The following is an 18,447-nucleotide window of genomic DNA, read 5'->3' as shown; positions in this document are numbered from 1 at the left end:
AGGTTCTTCCAGGGAGCTTTTAAGCCCAAAATGTGTCAAAGAACGGTGTTTTTTAGGATCGACTACGAGCTTTTCGGCTGACCCAAGTACAGAGATATATCAAAACTCAATAAATCGAGGTTCCCTTAACTGGAATAAATAAAATAAATGAAATGTGATTTTATGTGTAACACCTTGTCCTGTTGCAGTCCCAAGTATGACCAAACAATACTGAATTTATAGAGCGATGAGGTGAATTTCTGGTTTTAGGTATTGCTGGTAAATAATGTGGTTTTTCTTGGCGTAATAAGTAGTAATTATGGTGATTGTTTAGCATTTTACATAATTCGATAAACAGATCTTGTTAAGAGTGATATTCTATGGTTGTCATGCAAACTGAAAAAATGATGCCCAATATAAGCTGCTTTTTGCGTTTTCTTTTTAACCCATTTTTTCGGAACTGGTGGGCGGTGCTTACTGGATGTGCATCGATTCTTGCAATATATATTACGCCATCGCAAGGTGTTAATCTAACGGGCGCTATGATGATGACAATGACCTTTTTTGTTCTCACCTTGATCTTTATTACCCTATCGGTATTAAGCCAAGGTTGGCAACTGTACATTAGCCGATTAGAAGGATTGCGTGTATTCTCATTTGATCGCAATCGTGAGTTCCCAGAAGGGTGGGTGTTTATTCTTGATGGAAATATCGATCTTGCTGTTGGTACGGTGGTCGATGTACACAAGAAAACCGGGGAGGCTGAGGTGCCACTTGCTCTTGTTCGAATTAACTCACGGAACTCGATTGGAAGATACCAAGCAACACCTATTGGGAAAATGAATCCTGTGCATATCAAAGAACATTCAGCTGGCGGTCTAAAACCGAGGGACCTGACTGTACATACTGCTGTTGACTTGCAACGTATAAGGGAGGTTGCCAATGACCTCTGATAAAAAGCTGTTTATCAGCCACTCTCACAAAGATCATGATTTTGCTGAGCGCTTAGCACGTGAGCTTATGTCGCAGGGACAGGATGTATGGTTAGACAAATGGGAAATACAACCGGGGGATTCAATAGTTAGTAAGATATTTGAGGAAGGGCTTTCCAATGCTGCTGCATTTGCTATCGTTCTATCAAAAGAAAGTGTTCGTTCTAAATGGGTACGTGATGAACTAAATATAGCGACAATCCGTCGTATCGAGGATTTAACAAGGGTTATTCCTCTTCTCAAGGAGGATGTAGAAATTCCAACTGCACTCCGCACATTGCACTGGATAGATATGCGATCGGATTTTGCTCGTGGTGTACGTGCGATTTATAATGTACTGCATGGTATATCGGAGAAGCCAAGCCTTGGAGAAACCCCTGCACACTTGCAGTCATTAATAAAACCTGTGGCGGGATTGTCTCGGATTGCCTCATCAGTTGGTCTTTACCTTCTTAATGCGTCAGATGTCGATGAGCCTTTTATCCGAGGAATTCGAAACAAAGAGCTTTCTGAATCTCTTAGCCTTGCCCCTGTGGAGGTTAATGATGCAGTGGATGAATTAGAATCTCAGGGACTTGCTGAAACGGATAATGAACTTGGTACTCACCCATTCGTTTTTGGTTTTGTCACAGCAACATATCTTCTCTTTCATGCGTTGAGTGACTTTTTGTCATATAGTCCTCAAGATGATGTGAGAGTTGTGCTTAGTGCTGTTGCTGCCCTAGAGAAAACAGATGGTACGGTACTTCAAAGTCATACTCATTTATCCCCTGGACGATTAAATAGGGCTGTTGATTACATCAAAGATTATGGATATGCCGATGTTTTGTTTGCGTTAGGCACTGCCCCCTATCGATTTTCTGAGGTAAAAGCCACAAGAATTACAAGACAGGAGTCGCTTGATTAGTTTTGAGATACCTATATAATATGAAAACTGCGAAAGCATTGTTCTGGGTGTTATAACAATACGACCGAAGTAATTGATGTTATGAATGCTGGGTTTCTGTAACGCGTTTTAAAATGCAGGGAAGGTATGGCGGTTAATCTCGATAAACCGGCGAGGTGGAAAGCCGACATTGCGAAATCGGTCGATATGTACAACGACTGGTTCATGACCTTTGCCCCGCAAGCGTTCCGCTCGACACGAATGCAGACAACGAGGGACGTAGAGTCTGCATTGCATTTCACCGGCAACATGACCGCAGTAACTCCTGCAGTCATTCGCGATCATCCCGATATCCTGCCGACACTTCGCATGTCCACCTGCCCTCCGCTTGCCGTTGACCGACTTATCGGACTTTCGGGTGTTTCTTCAAATCTTGTGAAAAGTCTTGAGCTGAGAAAGAAGCTGCCTTCAAAAATGAATTCCGGATTGCTGGATGAGGATCTTCAACGGATAGCAGCTATCATCGTCAAGATGGCCGATCCGGATATTTTTGTCTGGCTTGGCCGGAAAATGCAACCGGACAACGATGAAATACACAGGGCGGCTACCATTGTTGCCGACCGGCTTTGCGGCGCGGTTGCCAATCCGATTATCCGTAATGCCCAGGAGAAACGGCAGCTTGCAGCGATCAAGTCATGGCTTGAAGCTCGTGGTTGCAGGCAGTTGCAAAATGGCGAGGCGGTACGTTTTGACTCGATGCCTCCGGGCACGTTTACCTTCCGCATGAATGTGCCGGTCGATCTTGAGGGCGGCGTCAAACGGGTGAACATACCGGTTGATGCTGTGATCATGCCGGGGAAGTCGAAGAATGGAGCCTTACCGGTTTTCTTCGAGGCGAAATCTGCCGGGGATTTCACCAATACGAACAAGCGCCGGAAGGAAGAGGCCATGAAGATGAGCCAGCTTCGCAGCACCTATGGGCGGAACGTCCGGTTCAATCTTTTCCTGTGCGGTTATTTCGACAGCGGTTATCTTGGATATGAGGCCGCAGAAGGCATCGACTGGGTCTGGGAACATCGCATCGACGACATGGCGCTTTTCGGGATATGAGCATGACGGTTTTACAGGATACATTCGAGGCGAACCGCCTCAGGCTGCAAAGCGAACTCGACGCCGGAAAGACTCAGGCTGAACGCAACCGTCTCGGCCAGTTCGCGACGCCGACAGCCCTTGCTCTCGATATCCTTACCTATGCGTCAACGCTGATTCCTGAAGATGAACCTGTCCGTTTTCTCGATCCTGCAGTAGGGACAGGCTCATTCTTTTCAGCATTCCGGCAGGTTTTTCCGGCAGGGCGTATCGACTCCGCACTTGGTTTTGAAGTCGATACCCATTATGGTGAACCGGCCACCCATATCTGGCGGGATACAGGTTTCACGATCAGGCTTGCCGATTTTACGGCAAGCGAACCTTCAGTGCCTTTCAATCTGGTGATCTGCAATCCCCCGTATGTGCGGCACCACCACCTGCAGAATGGTGACAAACTGCGCCTTCAGGCGAAAACCGCCTGTGCAAGCGGCATGAAGATCAGCGGTCTTGCCGGGTTGTACTGCCACTTTCTTGGCTTGTCGCACTCATGGATGGCTGAAGGTGGCATTGCGGGCTGGCTCATTCCGAGCGAGTTCATGGATGTGAATTACGGCAAGGCCATCAAGCGGTATCTGCTCGAAAAGGTCACGCTGCTGAAAATCCATCGCTTCGATCCTGACGATGTGCAGTTTGCCGATGCGCTTGTCTCTTCCGCTGTCGTCTGGTTCCGCAAAGCACCGCCCCCGGAAAACCATCAAGTCTCGTTTACCTTTGGCGGTTCGTTGCTTGAACCCCGCTGCAGCAGGGATGTTTTGGCGGAGGATCTTGCCCGAGAGGCGAAATGGACACGGTTTCCCAAGGCAACCGGTACCGGAACAAAAGAAGCGAGAGCGGTCATAGCCGACTTCTTCCATATCCGGCGAGGCATAGCTACCGGCGACAACGCTTTTTTCATTCTTGACAGAAAAGAGATTGTTGCAAAAAACCTTCCGATGGAGCTGTTCCGGCCCATCCTGCCAAGCCCTCGCTATCTCGTCGAAAACGAGATCCTTGCCGATGCGGATGGATATCCCCTGCTTGAACGGCAACTCTTCCTGCTCGACACAAAGCTTCCTGAAGAGACGATCAAGGAAAGGTATCCGGCGCTCTACGCATATCTTGAAGAAGGGAAGGCAGAGGATGTTCACGAACGTTACCTGTGCCGCAACCGTACTCCCTGGTATTCACAGGAAAACCGGCCTTCTGCTCCTATTGTGTGCACGTACCTTGGCCGCAGCAACACGAAAAGCGGGCGACCTTTCCGCTTCATTCTGAACAATTCGATGGCTACCGTAGCGAACGTCTACCTCGCATTGTATCCAAAACCGCAGCTTGCAAAAGCTGTCACTCAGAATCCCTCGTTGATTCGTTCAGTATGGGAAGTTCTGAACCGGATTACTCCCGAACAGCTTCTCGGGGAAAGTCGGGTTTACGGAGGAGGTCTTCACAAACTCGAACCGAACGAGCTTGCCAATGTCGATGCATCGCAGATAGCCGAACTGATTCCGGATTTCAAGATGGAATCGGGGGTGGAGCAACTGGGGTTGTTTTAGAAAGGAAAATAATGTGCGCCCTCCGAGGCGTCCGCATTTCCGCAGGCGAGCACGCGCTCGTCTTCACCTACGACAGCTCCGATTTCGACAAGGGCAGGTATGTGTCGCTTGCTGCGTTCGGCGTTGCTGTGGTGATGGTTGTGGAGGGGAGGATAAAAAATAGGTTTCTTTTGATACATGCGACAACCAATTCGAGCTGGGACTTTTTTTCGCTGCATTGCCGAATGCTGTGAGATGGAGAAGGTTGATTACAACGATCCGTGTCTGTGTGGTCCGGGCTCAAATACAAGAAGTGTTGTGAGGATTGACGAATAGAAAAAGAGACAATTACAAATCGAGGTCAAATCCTATGGGGTTTCTTTATAAATTTAGGCCCTCCGAGCCATTAGGGCACTTGGTGGATATATTACTTGAAATGCGCCTCTATTGCGCTCCTTACAATGAGCTCAATGATCCTTTTGAGGGTCAGTTCATAGAAGAACTCACTAATATAAGCCATCCGATGGCACTCACATATATGCTTACGAAAGGAATGCCTTTATCGTATTCTCAGGTGGATAGGACTATGAATATCAAGAAGTCAGTCCAAGATTTATCTGCCAGCAAAACAGACCTTCCGCGAATATGTAGCCTGACATCATCTCATTCCGATGTGCGAATGTGGTCTTTGTATGCATCTGGCCACAATGGCGTGGCGTTCGAACTGAATTTTGATGGGTGTGATATCAAGACTCATGAGGTTATCTATGAACCTACGTTAAAAAAATGGAGTACAGGCCTGTTAACGGTACCATCCCATGAAGAAGTACTTACCCGAAAGACGGAGCATTGGAGGTACGAGCAAGAGTATCGGATATTTACCAAAGAAGAGTATGTGTCTGTAGCAAACCGGATTCGCCGAGTGATTCTCGGTGCTCGAGCTACGCCTATGCTTGAGACTCTTGTGCGCAGGCTGGTTGGTCACAATATTGAGGTAGTCAAAGCATCTTTGGATTTTGATGGCGTTCGCGTTTGATCGTATAAGCGAATCAGGAGTATCCTGAAAGCGCCTATAAAAACTGGTAGAGTGAGGAGAGTATGAAAGTTTCTTACATAAAAGGTCAAGCTAACCAACAAGTGAACTCCTTCGCTGCACTCACAGAGAATGCGTTTACGCAAGCGGTATTTAAGGATGCTCTGAAGTCAATGAAAATTGCAGATAAGGGCAGGCTGATCCCTGAAGATGCCGATGTTGATGAATATCAGTTCTATATACAAGGAGTCGGTTTTCATCTAGCTCATGCTCTCACTTGGATGAGACAACTAAATTCTGCTGTTGAGCTTTTAACTAACTACGACTACTCGAAGCGCATCTCAACCTCAAGGGCAGATCACCTGATTTACAATATTGAAAATTATTTAATCAGATTGAATTCAACTTATGACAGGATGTTGCAACTTACTAATGCGGTTTTCCATATCTGCACTCATGAAGAGCATGTTTCACATTCAGTAATAATAACTAACGTTAAAGTGCAGCACCGACCTGAAGTTGTAGAAAAGTTGAAAGCGATTAAGAAAAATCTCGATAAGTACGCACAGGATCGACACGCAATTATTCATAAACATTCATTGCTTGATGAAAAATTGCGGCAAATTGAACTTCTTTACCAAGACAATCTTCTGTGCCAAATGACTGGAGAAGAAAAAAATCAAATAAAACTTGTCAGAAAAAATTGTTTGCGTGATTATGTTGTTGCAAAAAAAGCTGAATTTCAGAACATGAATTTCAAGTTAAATAAACTTGCAGAAGAGCTTTTCGAGGAATTGCTTATAGAATATGAATTTCAGAAACAGCAGTTCAAACTACGAGGGTACTGAAAATAAAAATTCATTTAAAGTAAACCCCCTTATAGGGAAGTCAAAAGGGGTTTACTATAAATATTTATGGGGAATGAGGAGGTGTGAAGTCTATGCATCGAAGGCCCCACTAGTCGGGAGGGAGGGCGGAAGGAGGGGACGCTCACAACTACGTAAACTAACGCGATAAAATTCTTACTTTTCAGAAACAACGCCAATCCTCGGACAGTAAGGAACCCTTAACAACGAACACCAATGCCGAGAGGAGCAAGACTGGACTCGCCGGGTACGCTGCATCATGTGATGGTGCGGGGCATCGAAGGTAACAGCATTGTTGCCGATGACGAAGACCGGATGTATTTCGTTTCGCGGATGGGGAAGGTCGCGGCGGCAACCGGCACGAGCATCTATGCCTGGGCGCTCTTGACCAACCATGCGCATATCCTGCTGAAGAGCGGAGCTTCCGGCCTGTCGACGTTCATGCGCAAGCTCCTGACCGGTTACGCCACAGGGTACAACCTCAGACACAAGCGTCACGGCCATCTGTTCCAGAACAGGTACAAGTCGATTGTCTGCGAGGAAGAGCCCTATTTTCTCAGGCTGGTCAGCTATATCCATCTCAACCCCCTTCGAGCAGGTCTTGCCGAATCGCTTGATGATCTGGAACGTTATCCTTGGAGTGGTCATGCTGTGGTGATGAAACGGATACGGCATGAGTGGCAGGACCGGAACTATGTGCTCGGATACTTCGGCAAGCGGGAATCGTCTGCCCTGCAAGCGTATCGGGAGTTCGTTGCAGAAGAGAGTGGACGGGGTCGGCAGCCGGAACTGACCGGAGGCGGACTTATTCGCTCGATAGGAGGCTGGTCGGAAGTGAAGTCGCTGAGGAAACGACAAGAGAAGCAGTTCAGCGACGAGCGGATTCTCGGAAGCGGCGAGTTCGTCAAAGAGATGCTCGACGATGTTGAAGAATCCGTGAAAGAGAGGCTGCCTGCAACAGCAGCAGCGACGGAAGCCGGGGAACGGCTGGTGAGCGCATGCGAAGAGGCGGGAATAAGTGTTCAGGCGCTGCAGGGCGGAAGCCGGAAGCGGGAGTGTACGGAGTTGCGGAAACGGCTTGCGCTGAAATATGTGCTTGAGCTCGGGATGACCTATGCCGGATCGGCGCGTCTGCTGGGGATTTCAGCAGCTGCGGTCAACCAGATCGTGAAGCGTTGTGGGTTGTAAGTTTTCGTAGTTGTGAGCGTCCCGTTGCTCCTCTGATGGGGAAAGTTACTTGACAGATAGAGCTCTCAGGATCATTTTGTTTACGGCGTCCGTTGCATGAGCGGTAATGAGTTTCACTTCGGGATGGTTCGATGCAAATACTCTGAAGATTTCGTCTGCAAATGCTTGTCCGATTTCTTCGACGTCTTCAAAATCAAGGATTACGGTTGAGAACTTCTCGAAGCGCGACACGAGCCTCTTTGCCTGCGATCGGGATACGAGCTTTTCCCCCTCATATCGGGCAAGCTTTACCGGAACTCTTGTTTTGTTGAAGGAATACTCGTCCGGCTCTGCATACTCGTCATAGATTTCCTTCATGGTTCGAGGGCAGGTGTTGCTCAATCTGAGATAAATGCTTGTGCCCGGTGTATCAGAGTCGATATCGATCAGCCAGTCATCTTTTTCTGCCTGGTGGGTGAAGTACAGATTTCTTGAGATGATAGCGAAGCTGTCGAATGCCCTCGATGTAAAAAATATACCTTCGCCGGAATGGTTCTGCGGGTCGGTTGTCAGCTTGCCCTTGGCAAGCTCAAGGATTGATTCCCGTGCATCATACAGGCCGGTCAATCGTTGAATACGGTGGAAGATGCCCTCGCCATCGTCAGTAATCGTCAGTTCGCAGTCTATTGCGTTTCTTGAAAAGTAAATTGACAGGTTAAGTCCCTCTGAGTGATCAAGAGCGTTGTTGATCATTTCTGTCGCACCGTATTGCCACATTTCGCGGACATTCCCCGGCAAATCGGCAATCAGGGGAGCTATCGATTCAAGCCATACCACATCCTCTTTCAGGCCAGCCAACCGGAATGTCCAGGATGTTTGTTTAAGAGGGATAAGTGTCGATTTTTTGACGTTTTTCGCCCCCTCCGATCTGACAAGTCCGGCTTCTTCGAGTGCATGCAGGTGCCGAGAAGCCGCCTGTCGTGAGATTTTGAAATGCCTTGCAGTCTCCGCGGCGACATTGAGCGACCTGTCCCTGCAAGCTGTCAGCATGTAGTTTCTTATTTCAGTTGTTCGTTCTCTCATTTGCCCGCCATGTCGTATTCATATTGTATTGATGACAACAATATATGGTTATATATTGACAATGTAAATGAGACTTGTTGACAACAAAGCTGGAGGATTTGACAACAACAGGCATGATCCACTGTGCCTGGAAGTCTCCGAGGCGTTGATCCATACCCTTAAATGTTAAAACTCCCTCGATATGAAGTGGCTGAGGATGCATTCCTCAGCGACGGTTTGATGGACGACTGTTCATCCAGTTCGACGCCCTGATACTCATCAGTGCGCTTCGCAAGCAGATGCGGGACTCCGGATTGATCGAGCAGCATACGGTGCGCAAACTGCTCAGGGAGATGGAGACGCTCACCAAGGTAACCTGTTTCGGCAAGTTCGGGCATATCCTTACCGAAGTGACCAAGCCTCAGCGTCAGATTCTCATCGCACTCAATATTCCCGTCCTTGACCCGGCATTGTTATAATTCTCCGGGAATTTAGGTTATAATACGTTATTGTATGTCCAGCTTTTAAAAAAGTGCTCTTATGAATAAATACTCTGTAATTAATATGATTCTCAGTGAACTTGATGAATTAATCGCAATATTGAGCCCGGCTCTAATTGCTGCATTTGTTGGATTCATCCGGTATTTTCACGAGGAAACCCCATTTGGAGCATTTCTCGAAATAATCAAATTTACTTTTCTGGCTGGTATTGTTTTGGCTTTTCCTATTGGCTTGATACGTGATGCAGTTTCTCCTCCACAAGGTAATATGGGTGGGCTTGTCATTTGGCTACCTTTTTTTACGATCATTACCAGTTCTATTATTGGCGCGATAACCGGTATTATTGCAGCTCTATCCTTGGCTTTGCGTCAGAATGACAATGAGGCCGAGAATTAGAGGAAGGTGTTTGCTATGAATACTTATGGAGCGTGGAGGAAGGAGATGGTGCCACTCATAATGGCATAAATTAAGTAGAGAAGGGTCGCTCGCAATTACATAAACTAACGCTGTGGATGATTTGCTTCTCAGCAGCCAAATCAATTCAGAGACCCGAACGATACCATAACGACGAACGCCAATGCCAAGGCAGCGAGACCGGACGCGCCGGGCATGCTGCATTGCGAGATGCTGCGGGGCATCGAGGGTAACAGTATTGTTGAGGGTGACGAAGACAGGCTGTTTTTCGGTTTGCGGGTGGGGAAGGCTGCTGCGGCAACCGGTATGGTCATCTATGCCCGGAACAAATAATCCTCGCAGCCCAAAAGGTGCGAGGATTATTTGTTTTAGTATCAATCGAAGAGAGCTGCGCGGCAGTTCTTTTCCATTTCGAGTCATTCAGCAGTCTACATGCGTGTTATCCTGGCGGCCGCTGATCGTAACGTCCCGGTCCATTCCAGGGGCCCTGGCCCCTGTTATCGCGCCATTGGCGATCGTACCGGTCGCGATGCCTGTTGTATTCAATATCCCTGAAACGGCGAATCTGCTCGATTCGGTAATGACGGATTCTGGGCGGTAGTTCGCGTACCCGGAGAGCTTTCCATGGTCCATTGTACCGTGCCGAACGGTACCATTGTCCACGGTCGTACAGATAGTAGAAATTCCCGGAAAGAACTATGTCGTAAGGAGCTCCGACTGACACTGAAAAACCGTGGCTTGCAAGTCGTATGAATGCCGGAGGTCTGTCGATAACAATGGTTTTTCTTGGTCCGCCCCCGATATTGACGCGTACATCAGCCAATGCGTCTGCCGTCGGACTTGTCATAAGCATACCGGTAACACCGGCGAGTATCAACAGTTTGTTTTTCATCATTCTCTCCTTTTTCATCATTACAGAATTACCCGCAAGAGCTTGAAACGATGTTGCCATCTCAGGTCCGGGTTTCAATCACAATCCAGCGGCTATAACTTCTGACGGCAGTTTGTTGTTGATTCCTTCGCTGAAACATTCCGGACTTAAAGGATACTTCTTGTCGTGAAAAATCGATGTTGCTGCTACGCGTTCCAATCAGGCATTCATATCTCCGCGACACTGTTCCGTATCCTCGTTATTGCGGGAGATAAGCTGACGATACATGAGATATGTCTGCGGTAAAAAAATGATTTGGATGTCATGATGTGTCAATGGAGCAATACAGGTGCCCCCAACATTATTTCACATTCCCGCAAAACAGGGATTGATGCAGGGATCAGTGTTTTGGATAGATGGGCGCCGGGGGTGGTCCGGCTGAGAACAGAACAGCGTTTTTGCGGACGATTCAGCCCGTCACTGGAGGGTTGAGGTTTTCTGCAATCCCGCAAGCGAATTACGGCACATGAAACCGGATTGCCTGATCGAGCAGCGGCAGCGCCCGGACTTGATACACGCGGTTCTCGCCATACTTCCAGTCCGACTTTTCGACATGCGCAAGTCCAAAGAATCCTGCAAACCGGTCAATTACCCGATGCAGATAAGACGATATTGCTATCTCTTCCGGACTTTTGGAGTACATTGGAGTGATTTCGTCAAGAAATGCAGGAAACGCCCGGAGAAATGCATTTGCGTAAAACAGGCCGTCACGTTTTTCCGAGCCGAACCGGTGGAGCAGATAGAGCGTAAAGAGAAATGAGCGCTGCAGTAAATACATGGGGCCGTATCCGTCTCTATAGGCCCAGTTATACTGTTCTGCATAAACCCTGAAAAGCTCCGGCCAGATTCCGGCCATGCCATGCCGGTCAAGGATTGTCCGGCATTTTTTTGTCAGGATAAACCTGCCCTTGTATTTTCTGATGAGACCGGCATAACCCGCTACGATTCGTATAAGGTGGAGATCGAAATAGTCGGCCTCTTTCAGCAGCTGGTATGGAGTGCGTTCGGTACCGAAGGTATCGGTGCCGTTGATGACTATTGAAATTTCGCGAACGGTATTCCTGGGCAGATTTCCTGTGGCGGTTGGTTTGAGTCCCTTGTCGCCGATCGCGTCGGCAAGCGCCTTGAACAGCGCTGCTGCGGTGCAGTCCGGGTTTTGCGGAAGAACGTCGGCAACTGTGGCGATGTCAGGGGCCGCAAAAGGGGTGTTGAGAATACTGCGCATTTCTGCGGGCGACAAACCGGCAAAAGCATCGCGAGGCTTTGTGTTCTGCCGGATCATGAATTCTTGCATAAACTGATTGGCATCCTTGATGGAGCCGAACTCACGATGCTGTTGAGCCTCTTTCAGCGCCTGCATCACCTCATCCATGGGATTGCCCGATTTCTTGTTGTGCGGTCTGAAACAGCACTCGTCAAATGGTTTTCCGCTGCCACAGGGGCAGGGAAAAGAGTGATAGGTATTGCCGTTTATCATATCCCTTGATGGTAGAACTATTCAAACTGGTCGAAGATGTAAAACAGTCCGACCGATTATTCCACGGGCCGCCATATGCCGCCATAATTCTCGTCGTCGCTGCCGATGCTCATGCGGCTTCCGGCGACAGATTCCGCAGGTCCGCTGAGCGCCTCGATTTTATTCGAACTGACAGCCCGCCATACCTCGGTATAACGATTACGCATAACGGGCGCGTTGAAATTTCCGGTAATTTTTCCCGGCGAGTAGATGATCGACGCGAACGTTCCGTTATCTCCGTTGTCGTCTGCGGCCGACAGCCAGATCACCCCTTCAGGCGAGATATGCATGTCACTGATATCGCGGTTTGTCAGCCCGTTTTTCCATTTACCGGGTGCATTGACCTTCACGCCCTCGAGCCCCTTTCCGGTGAACTGAAGCTCATGGCGTTCGAGATCGATTGTGCCCCATCGGATGACGCCATCGGGAAATCGTTGCGATCCTCCTCTTTCGCCGAGCAGGAGCCATAACCGGCCATCAGCTCCTTCGATGCACGCAACGCCCTCGTACTGATCGCCAACCTGCTGCGGATTGTTATCTGCCAATACAGGCAGTTTCATGACGCCAAGAATAACGGCTTTGTTTGTTCCGGTATCGAGCCGAAGATGAAACAAACGCCCGAATTTTCCTTTCCATGTTCCTGATTCAGCCATAAGGTATTCGTTCGGGCGCGAGGGAACGGCGCATAGCGCTTCAAGATCGCTTGCGCGGCCGTCGGGATCCGGCCAGAAGTCCACAGTAACGGGATGGAAAACCGGCGGAGCATCTGCCGGCAGCCTGATGATCGACATTCTGGGGCCGTTTTCGAACGACAACGCATCGTGAACGACGAGCCAGGAATTTCCGTCGATCTGCGCCATTCCGCTTATGCCTGAGGCTGAGGGCGGCAGCAAAGAAGCTTCATTCGCCTGATGAAAAGTGCTGCAACCGGACATCGGCAGCCATAGTGGAAGCAGCAGCGCGATGACGAGAACCGGGAGATGACTCTGAATTTTCATGATAAGCAGGTGGTTGAGACGCGACAAGTTGTTATTATTAAAAAGGTATGTAATAGTGCATAAAAATGTGCAACCGTTATGCATTCCGATTTTTGGGGCGCGTTATTTGAGCGCAGGTAAAATCGATAAATTCAAACGGAGCTGGTATGCATTTACTTTCATTTCGTTTTTCTGTCTCAACGGTTCTTTTATTTGTTTTTCTGCTCACGGATTTTGGCAGTGCGGAAGCTGAGACCTATTACCATGTTACCGTCAAAGCCATGCGGGAACCCTCTGATCCCGATGATTGCGAATGGGCCTGGGTAACGCTGGTCGAGATACCGAAAAGCAGGGCTTATCCGAGCGAGGCGGCGCTTGCGCAGCGTTACGGGGGTTCTCTTCGCGGCAGCGTGCTCGCTCTCGTCCGGGCCGACGCCTGGCGTTCGTTACATCGCCATACCAGCGAAGTCCGCTGCAACGGCCGTCGTTCGGAGATGGTTGTCACGTGGAGGGAGAGTCGCGGTGAGAGGGTATATGCAACAGGTGGACTGGACGATCCGAACGATCCGGACAAGATCAATTTCGGGTTTACCAGCAGGGAGATTCCCGACGACAACGGACGCTGGTTCGATCCTCGAAGCGCGGCTTACGTCGTTGCGGGCGTTCCGGTTCCGGCGGGAGGCGAGCCGGTCGAAATGCGAGGCGATTACCATATCAGGGCGGTCAATTACCTCGATCCGCTCAAACATTACGAACGATGCGGAAAAAGGTGGGTCGAGCAGTTTATCTCGGCGCTCGATAATTTCCATCTCAGCACCAGCTTTGAGCCGGGGGAGAACGAGCTTTTTGGCCAGACCCTGACCTCTCCCGCCAGAAAACGCATCTATGTCTACCAGATTATCCGTTCCGCCTCAAGGGAGCACCCGCAATGGCGGCAGACAACGATGTAGCGTTTATACTCCAGACGTCACTGTTTGTTTGGAAAGTAGAGGTGCGAAGAAATGCCTGATACGTGCGAGGCCGACCCTTTTATTCAGTGACTATTAGATGCAGATAATCGGGGACGAAAAGTTTCGGTTGCAATCTGGAAAACGGATCGTATCATGGCGTATGGTGCCAAAAGGAATCGCATCGTTGCCGATTTGCCTGTAATATCCTTTATATTATAAATATTCGGACTATACGAAGGAGCAGATTGCTTGTTGACAGGCTTTCAGCGGCCTGTTCACTAATGGGCAATTTCCGCCTGATCGCGTCATAAACAACCGCTTGTCTGCAGTTGATCAGCATCGTTTTATTTCCGGTCGTATAGCGTTGCACCCTTATTATTAACCAAATAAGTCATGAAAGACATTATCAGACTCGCTCAGGAAATCCTGTGCCAGCGCGGATTGTATTCAGGCGCAATTGATGGTTTAACGGGACCAAAAACGCTCAAAGCGGTTATCAGTGCCATAGGCCGGAAGTATGAACTGACACATTCGCCAAAACGCACGGAGCAGTATGTGGTAATGTTCCTGCAGGACTATGCATTATCCTGCGGTATCGATCCTGGGCCTGTTGATGGATGGTACGGACGAAAAACAGCAGCCGCTGTCATGCAAATTCGCCGGAACAGGGGCGAACGGGAAAATGAAGATACGGACAAACTGCTTGATGAAGCGGATTTTGACAATGCGGCCGCGATGTCAGGAATCGAAAAAGCTCTCATCAAGACGGTTACCGCCGTAGAGTCGAGAGGCCGTGGGTTCCTTGCAAACGGAGAGCCGGTCATTCTTTTCGAGGGCCATGTTTTCTGGAAACAGCTACAGCTGAAAGGAATCAGTCCCCTCGAATCATCCGGACTATTACCGGCAGGCGTGCTGTATCCTTCATGGACGAGCAAGTGGTATGTTGGCGGAGAAGGTGAATATACGCGACTTGCAGCAGCGAAAAAGATAGACGAGGAAGCCGCGCTTAATTCTGCTTCGTATGGCCTTTTTCAGCTTATGGGATTCAACCATAAAGGTTGCGGCTATGAGGACGTTCGGTCGTTTTTCGAAGACATGCGTCGGCATGAGCGGTATCAGCTTATCGCGGCCATGCGTTTTCTGCAAGCCACCAGGCTTGATAAGCCGCTCAAAGCGCATGAATGGGTGAAGTTTGCCAAAGGGTACAACGGTCCGGGTTATGCGAAAAACAGCTATCACATCAAACTTGAAAAGGCCTATAAAAGGTACGCACAGTAAAACGTACAGAAAGTATTCCGACTATAAGTGCCGAGTACTGATAACTCATTGTTAAAATTATTATTACAACGCTGCTCCTGATCCTGAAATGGTCATGTGACATGCGGTTCCGCATCGCCACATGTCAGCTTTCGATTGCCATGTGAATGCTTTTTCAGGTGGAGTCATAATACCGAAAAACCATGAACGAGACTATATCCACGATACTAAGGCGCAGAAGCGTGCGCGTCTATCGGCCCGATCCGGTCGGTCAGGCCGAACTCGGGCAGATGCTCGAAGCCGGTCGTTATGCTCCCAGCGCCATGAACCAGCAGCCGTGGCACTTCACGGCCATCCGGAATCCGGATCTGCTTCGTCAGCTCGAAGAGAACTGCAAAAGCGCGTTCCTCGAATCAAATGTCGAAGCTCTGAGGGAGGTCGCAAAACAGGAGGGATTCAGCGTTTTCTATAAGGCACCGTTGATGGTCATCATCTCTGGAGATTCCGGTGCTCTGGCCGCGCAATACGATTGCACGCTCGCCATGGAGAACATGATGCTTGCCGCAACCTCGCTTGGTATGGGCAGCTGCTGGACGCATGCCCTCATGATGTTTCATGCCACCGAAAAAGGCAAGTCGATTTTCAGTGAAATCGGTTTGAGATTTCCTGAAGGTCACCAGCCTTACGCTGCGGCCGTCTTCGGATGGCCGGCGGAGCCGTATCCGGAAGCCCCGCCCAAAAAAGCGGATTGCTCCACCATTATTGACTGAGCGCCGGGACTCTCTGCAAAGTAAGTTCCAAGGATCGCTGATCGGTAATCTGAAAAGTAACAGTCATTGCTTGCCGGATTGTTCCTGGTTTTCCCGCGCGCATGTCCGGCAGCGGCTGGTTGTTCGCCAGTGAAAAATCCGTTACTTTTTTTTCAGAGAATCAACAGGCGTATGGTAAGCTGATGAACGGCTGTCTGGTTTCAGGATTCTCGTGAGAGTTCTGGAATCTTCCGTGCGAAACCGACGCATCAAGGTTTAATAATATGATGACTCGAAGACGGTTTATCGTCTCCTCCATGGCTGCAGTTGGAGGTCTGGCGACCGTATCGGCATGTTCATCCCGAACAAATACCGACAGCCATACTCATATCGTAAGCAGCATAAGACGTCATGGTAAGGTCCAGGAGGGCAGCAGGCCAGCGCTCATGAGAGAGCTTGTACGCTACGCGACACTGGCGCCATCCAGCCACAACACCCAGTGCTGGAAGTTTCACATTGAAGATCGCTCCATCTCAATCCTGCCCGATTTTTCGAGAAGATGCTCCGTAGTTGATCCGGACGATCATCACCTGTTTGTGTCAATCGGGTGCGCTACCGAAAACCTGATACAGGCTGCATCGGCCAATGGGCTTAATGGCGAAGCGCTATTTGATTTGTCTTCGAACGGGATCGTACGCGTTTCTCTGGAGCCGGCAAAAGCAGTTAGCACTCCACAGTTCAATGCGATACCGGAGCGCCAGAGCACGCGGTCAGAGTATGACGGAAAACCGATATCAACGAATGAGCTGGCGATGCTTGAACGGTCGGGTACAGGCAAGGGAGTTCGTATCCTTTTACTCACTGAGCCTGCGGAAATGGAAAATGTGCTCGATTATGTCGTTCAGGGTAATACGGTACAAATGAATGACAGTGCATTTGTTGAAGAGCTGAAAGCCTGGATCCGTTTCAGCGAGAGCGATGCAGTGCGGACACGAGACGGGCTGTATTCGGCATCGTCAGGTAATCCATCCGTGCCTTCGTGGCTGGGCAGCCTTCTTTTTGGTTTGTTTTATACGCAGAAGAACGAGAACGACAAATATGCCAGGCAGGTGCGCAGTTCGTCAGGTATAGCGGTGTTTGTATCGGAGATCGATGGTCCTGAGCAATGGATCGAAGTCGGACGTTGCTATGAACGGTTCGCGCTCCAGAGCACGGTATTGGGAATTCGAAATGCGATGCTCAATCAACCGGTGGAAGTTTCAGCACTGAGGCCGCAGTTCGGCACCTTCCTCGGTATAGGGAGCCTCAGGCCGGATCTGGTCGTACGGTTCGGCCGTGGCCCGACGCTGCCACCATCGCTGCGACGTCCGGTTGCTGACGTTATGGCATGATGTCGCTTAAGTATATGGATGGGACGCTCGCAATTACATAAACTAATCCGATAAAATTATTCACCAATGCCGAGAGGAGCAAGATTGGATGTGCCGGGTACGCTGCACCATGTGATGGTGCGGGGAATCGAGGGTAACAGCATCGTTACTGATGACGACGACCGGCGATTTTTCGTTTCGCGACTGGGGAAGGTCGCTACAGCAACAGGCACGGGCATCTATGCCTGGGCGCTGATGACCAACCATGCGCATATTCTTCTGAAAAGCGGGCCTGTCGGTTTATCAACGTTCATGCGCAAACTCCTGACCGGTTATGCCACCTGGTACAATCGAAGACACAAGCGTCATGGCCATCTTTTCCAGAACAGGTACAAGTCGATTGTCTGTGAGGAGGAGCCGTATTTTCTTCGGTTGGTGAGCTACATTCATCTCAATCCTTATCGAGCTGGACTTGTGGGATCGCTCGATGATCTGGAGAGGTATCCCTGGAGCGGCCATGCTGTGGTGATGAACCGGATCCGGCATGAGTGGCAGAATCGGGCTTATGTGCTCGATTACTTTGGACGGCGGGAGTCGTTGGCTCGGAAAGAATACCGCGAGTTTGTGGCAGAAGAGAGCGGACGGGGTCGCCAACCGGAACTGACCGGAGGAGGACTTATTCGCTCGATCGGCGGGTGGTCGGAATTAAAGTCGCTGAGGACGCGGCAGCAGAGACAGTTCAGCGACGAGCGGATTCTTGGTGGCGGTGAGTTCGTAAAAGAGATTCTCGATGAAGCCGATTCTGTGGTAAAGGATCGGCTGCCGGCGATAGCTGTAACAGCGGAAGCCGAGGACCGGCTGCTTCAGGCATGCGAGGGAGAAGGGGTTAACGTTCAGGCATTGCAGAGCGGGTGCAGAAGACGGGAATGCTCGGAGTTGCGGAAACGGCTTGCGCTGGAATATGTGCTGGAGCTTGGAATGACCTATGCCGGCGCTGCGCGTATGCTTGGAATATCAGCGGCGGCGGTGAACCGGATTGTGAAGTCGAATGATTCGTAAGTTTACGTAATTGCGAGCGTCCCCTCATTCCGCTCTTTCCTCTCATTCCGCTCATCCCGTTTGCGAGCAGTTTCATTT

20 protein-coding genes and 1 pseudogene are annotated in these 18,447 nt (G+C 49.6%); 17 read left to right on the top strand and 4 right to left on the bottom strand.

Going from position 1 to position 18,447, the window contains the following annotated elements; genetic code table 11:
* Positions 1 to 359: 359 nt before the first annotated feature.
* The 9 genes from K4305_RS11260 (at position 360) to K4305_RS11225 (ending at position 7,604) form a co-directional block, all read left to right on the top strand.
* Positions 360 to 932 carry a hypothetical protein gene (locus tag K4305_RS11260; protein WP_331562550.1) on the top strand — a complete coding sequence of 191 codons (573 nt, stop codon included), beginning with the start codon at positions 360 to 362 and terminating at the stop codon, positions 930 to 932.
* Positions 922 to 1,878, top strand: coding sequence for a toll/interleukin-1 receptor domain-containing protein (locus K4305_RS11255; RefSeq protein WP_331562549.1), 957 nt, complete (start codon positions 922 to 924; stop codon positions 1,876 to 1,878). Before K4305_RS11260 ends, K4305_RS11255 begins: the two co-directional genes overlap by 11 nt.
* A gap of 126 nt (positions 1,879 to 2,004) precedes the next feature.
* Complete coding sequence (locus tag K4305_RS11250) at positions 2,005 to 2,967, top strand: XamI family restriction endonuclease (protein WP_331562548.1); 963 nt, start codon at positions 2,005 to 2,007, stop codon at positions 2,965 to 2,967.
* A gap of 2 nt (positions 2,968 to 2,969) precedes the next feature.
* Complete coding sequence (locus tag K4305_RS11245; RefSeq protein ID WP_331562546.1) at positions 2,970 to 4,538, top strand: Eco57I restriction-modification methylase domain-containing protein; 1,569 nt, start codon at positions 2,970 to 2,972, stop codon at positions 4,536 to 4,538.
* 11 nt (positions 4,539 to 4,549) lie between these two features.
* A complete protein-coding gene (locus K4305_RS11240) occupies positions 4,550 to 4,771 on the top strand; it encodes a hypothetical protein (RefSeq protein ID WP_331562545.1) in 222 nt (73 codons plus the stop codon).
* A gap of 27 nt (positions 4,772 to 4,798) precedes the next feature.
* Complete coding sequence (locus K4305_RS12345) at positions 4,799 to 4,846, top strand: SEC-C metal-binding domain-containing protein (protein ID WP_442880476.1); 48 nt, start codon at positions 4,799 to 4,801, stop codon at positions 4,844 to 4,846.
* A gap of 41 nt (positions 4,847 to 4,887) precedes the next feature.
* Positions 4,888 to 5,553, top strand: a complete 666-nt coding sequence (locus K4305_RS11235) for a DUF2971 domain-containing protein (protein ID WP_331562544.1) — start codon at positions 4,888 to 4,890, stop codon at positions 5,551 to 5,553.
* Positions 5,554 to 5,615: 62 nt separating this feature from the next.
* Positions 5,616 to 6,398, top strand: coding sequence for a Cthe_2314 family HEPN domain-containing protein (locus K4305_RS11230; protein ID WP_331562543.1), 783 nt, complete (start codon positions 5,616 to 5,618; stop codon positions 6,396 to 6,398).
* Between the two features lie 234 nt (positions 6,399 to 6,632).
* Positions 6,633 to 7,604 carry a transposase gene (locus K4305_RS11225; RefSeq protein WP_331562542.1) on the top strand — a complete coding sequence of 324 codons (972 nt, stop codon included), beginning with the start codon at positions 6,633 to 6,635 and terminating at the stop codon, positions 7,602 to 7,604.
* 45 nt (positions 7,605 to 7,649) lie between these two features.
* Here the strand turns inward: K4305_RS11225 and K4305_RS11220 are convergent, their stop codons facing one another.
* Positions 7,650 to 8,666 carry an STAS-like domain-containing protein gene (locus tag K4305_RS11220; protein ID WP_331562541.1) on the bottom strand — a complete coding sequence of 339 codons (1,017 nt, stop codon included), beginning with the start codon at positions 8,664 to 8,666 and terminating at the stop codon, positions 7,650 to 7,652.
* Between the two features lie 169 nt (positions 8,667 to 8,835).
* On the opposite strand from K4305_RS11220, the pseudogene K4305_RS12340 reads away from it, so the two are divergent.
* The 3 genes and pseudogenes from K4305_RS12340 to K4305_RS11205 form a co-directional block, all read left to right on the top strand.
* Positions 8,836 to 9,124: pseudogene (locus K4305_RS12340) on the top strand (IS1634 family transposase); the annotation flags it as partial.
* Between the two features lie 61 nt (positions 9,125 to 9,185).
* The gene (locus K4305_RS11210) at positions 9,186 to 9,542 is read left to right on the top strand and encodes a hypothetical protein (protein WP_331562538.1); all 357 of its coding nucleotides are present in this window, start codon (positions 9,186 to 9,188) and stop codon (positions 9,540 to 9,542) included.
* Between the two features lie 213 nt (positions 9,543 to 9,755).
* A complete protein-coding gene (locus K4305_RS11205; protein WP_331562537.1) occupies positions 9,756 to 9,893 on the top strand; it encodes a hypothetical protein in 138 nt (45 codons plus the stop codon).
* Positions 9,894 to 9,999: 106 nt separating this feature from the next.
* Here the strand turns inward: K4305_RS11205 and K4305_RS11200 are convergent, their stop codons facing one another.
* The 3 genes from K4305_RS11200 to K4305_RS11190 form a co-directional block, all read right to left on the bottom strand.
* Entirely contained in the window at positions 10,000 to 10,512 is a 513-nt protein-coding gene (locus tag K4305_RS11200; protein WP_331562536.1) for a hypothetical protein, read from the bottom strand.
* A 436-nt stretch (positions 10,513 to 10,948) separates the two neighbouring features.
* Positions 10,949 to 11,968 (bottom strand): SEC-C domain-containing protein, encoded by a 1,020-nt coding sequence (locus K4305_RS11195; RefSeq protein WP_331562535.1) that lies wholly within the window; start codon positions 11,966 to 11,968, stop codon positions 10,949 to 10,951.
* A 56-nt stretch (positions 11,969 to 12,024) separates the two neighbouring features.
* A complete protein-coding gene (locus tag K4305_RS11190; RefSeq protein ID WP_331562534.1) occupies positions 12,025 to 13,005 on the bottom strand; it encodes a hypothetical protein in 981 nt (326 codons plus the stop codon).
* Between the two features lie 146 nt (positions 13,006 to 13,151).
* On the opposite strand from K4305_RS11190, the gene K4305_RS11185 reads away from it, so the two are divergent.
* From K4305_RS11185 to K4305_RS11165, 5 genes are all read left to right on the top strand, one after another.
* The gene (locus tag K4305_RS11185) at positions 13,152 to 13,934 is read left to right on the top strand and encodes a hypothetical protein (protein WP_331562533.1); all 783 of its coding nucleotides are present in this window, start codon (positions 13,152 to 13,154) and stop codon (positions 13,932 to 13,934) included.
* Positions 13,935 to 14,327: 393 nt separating this feature from the next.
* The gene (locus tag K4305_RS11180) at positions 14,328 to 15,212 is read left to right on the top strand and encodes an N-acetylmuramidase family protein (RefSeq protein ID WP_331562532.1); all 885 of its coding nucleotides are present in this window, start codon (positions 14,328 to 14,330) and stop codon (positions 15,210 to 15,212) included.
* Between the two features lie 182 nt (positions 15,213 to 15,394).
* Positions 15,395 to 15,961 carry a nitroreductase family protein gene (locus K4305_RS11175; protein ID WP_331562531.1) on the top strand — a complete coding sequence of 189 codons (567 nt, stop codon included), beginning with the start codon at positions 15,395 to 15,397 and terminating at the stop codon, positions 15,959 to 15,961.
* 263 nt (positions 15,962 to 16,224) lie between these two features.
* On the top strand, positions 16,225 to 17,331 hold the full coding sequence (locus K4305_RS11170) for an Acg family FMN-binding oxidoreductase (RefSeq protein WP_331562529.1): 1,107 nt from the start codon (positions 16,225 to 16,227) through the stop codon (positions 17,329 to 17,331).
* A gap of 66 nt (positions 17,332 to 17,397) precedes the next feature.
* On the top strand, positions 17,398 to 18,369 hold the full coding sequence (locus K4305_RS11165) for a transposase (protein ID WP_331562528.1): 972 nt from the start codon (positions 17,398 to 17,400) through the stop codon (positions 18,367 to 18,369).
* Positions 18,370 to 18,447: the final 78 nt, after the last annotated feature.

Origin of the sequence: Chlorobium sp. (assembly GCF_036528655.1) — a bacterium.
In the GTDB taxonomy this organism is placed as follows: domain Bacteria; phylum Bacteroidota; class Chlorobiia; order Chlorobiales; family Chlorobiaceae; genus Chlorobium.
Note: the sequence above shows the minus strand (reverse complement) of the source record. Positions and strands in the feature narration are given on the sequence as shown.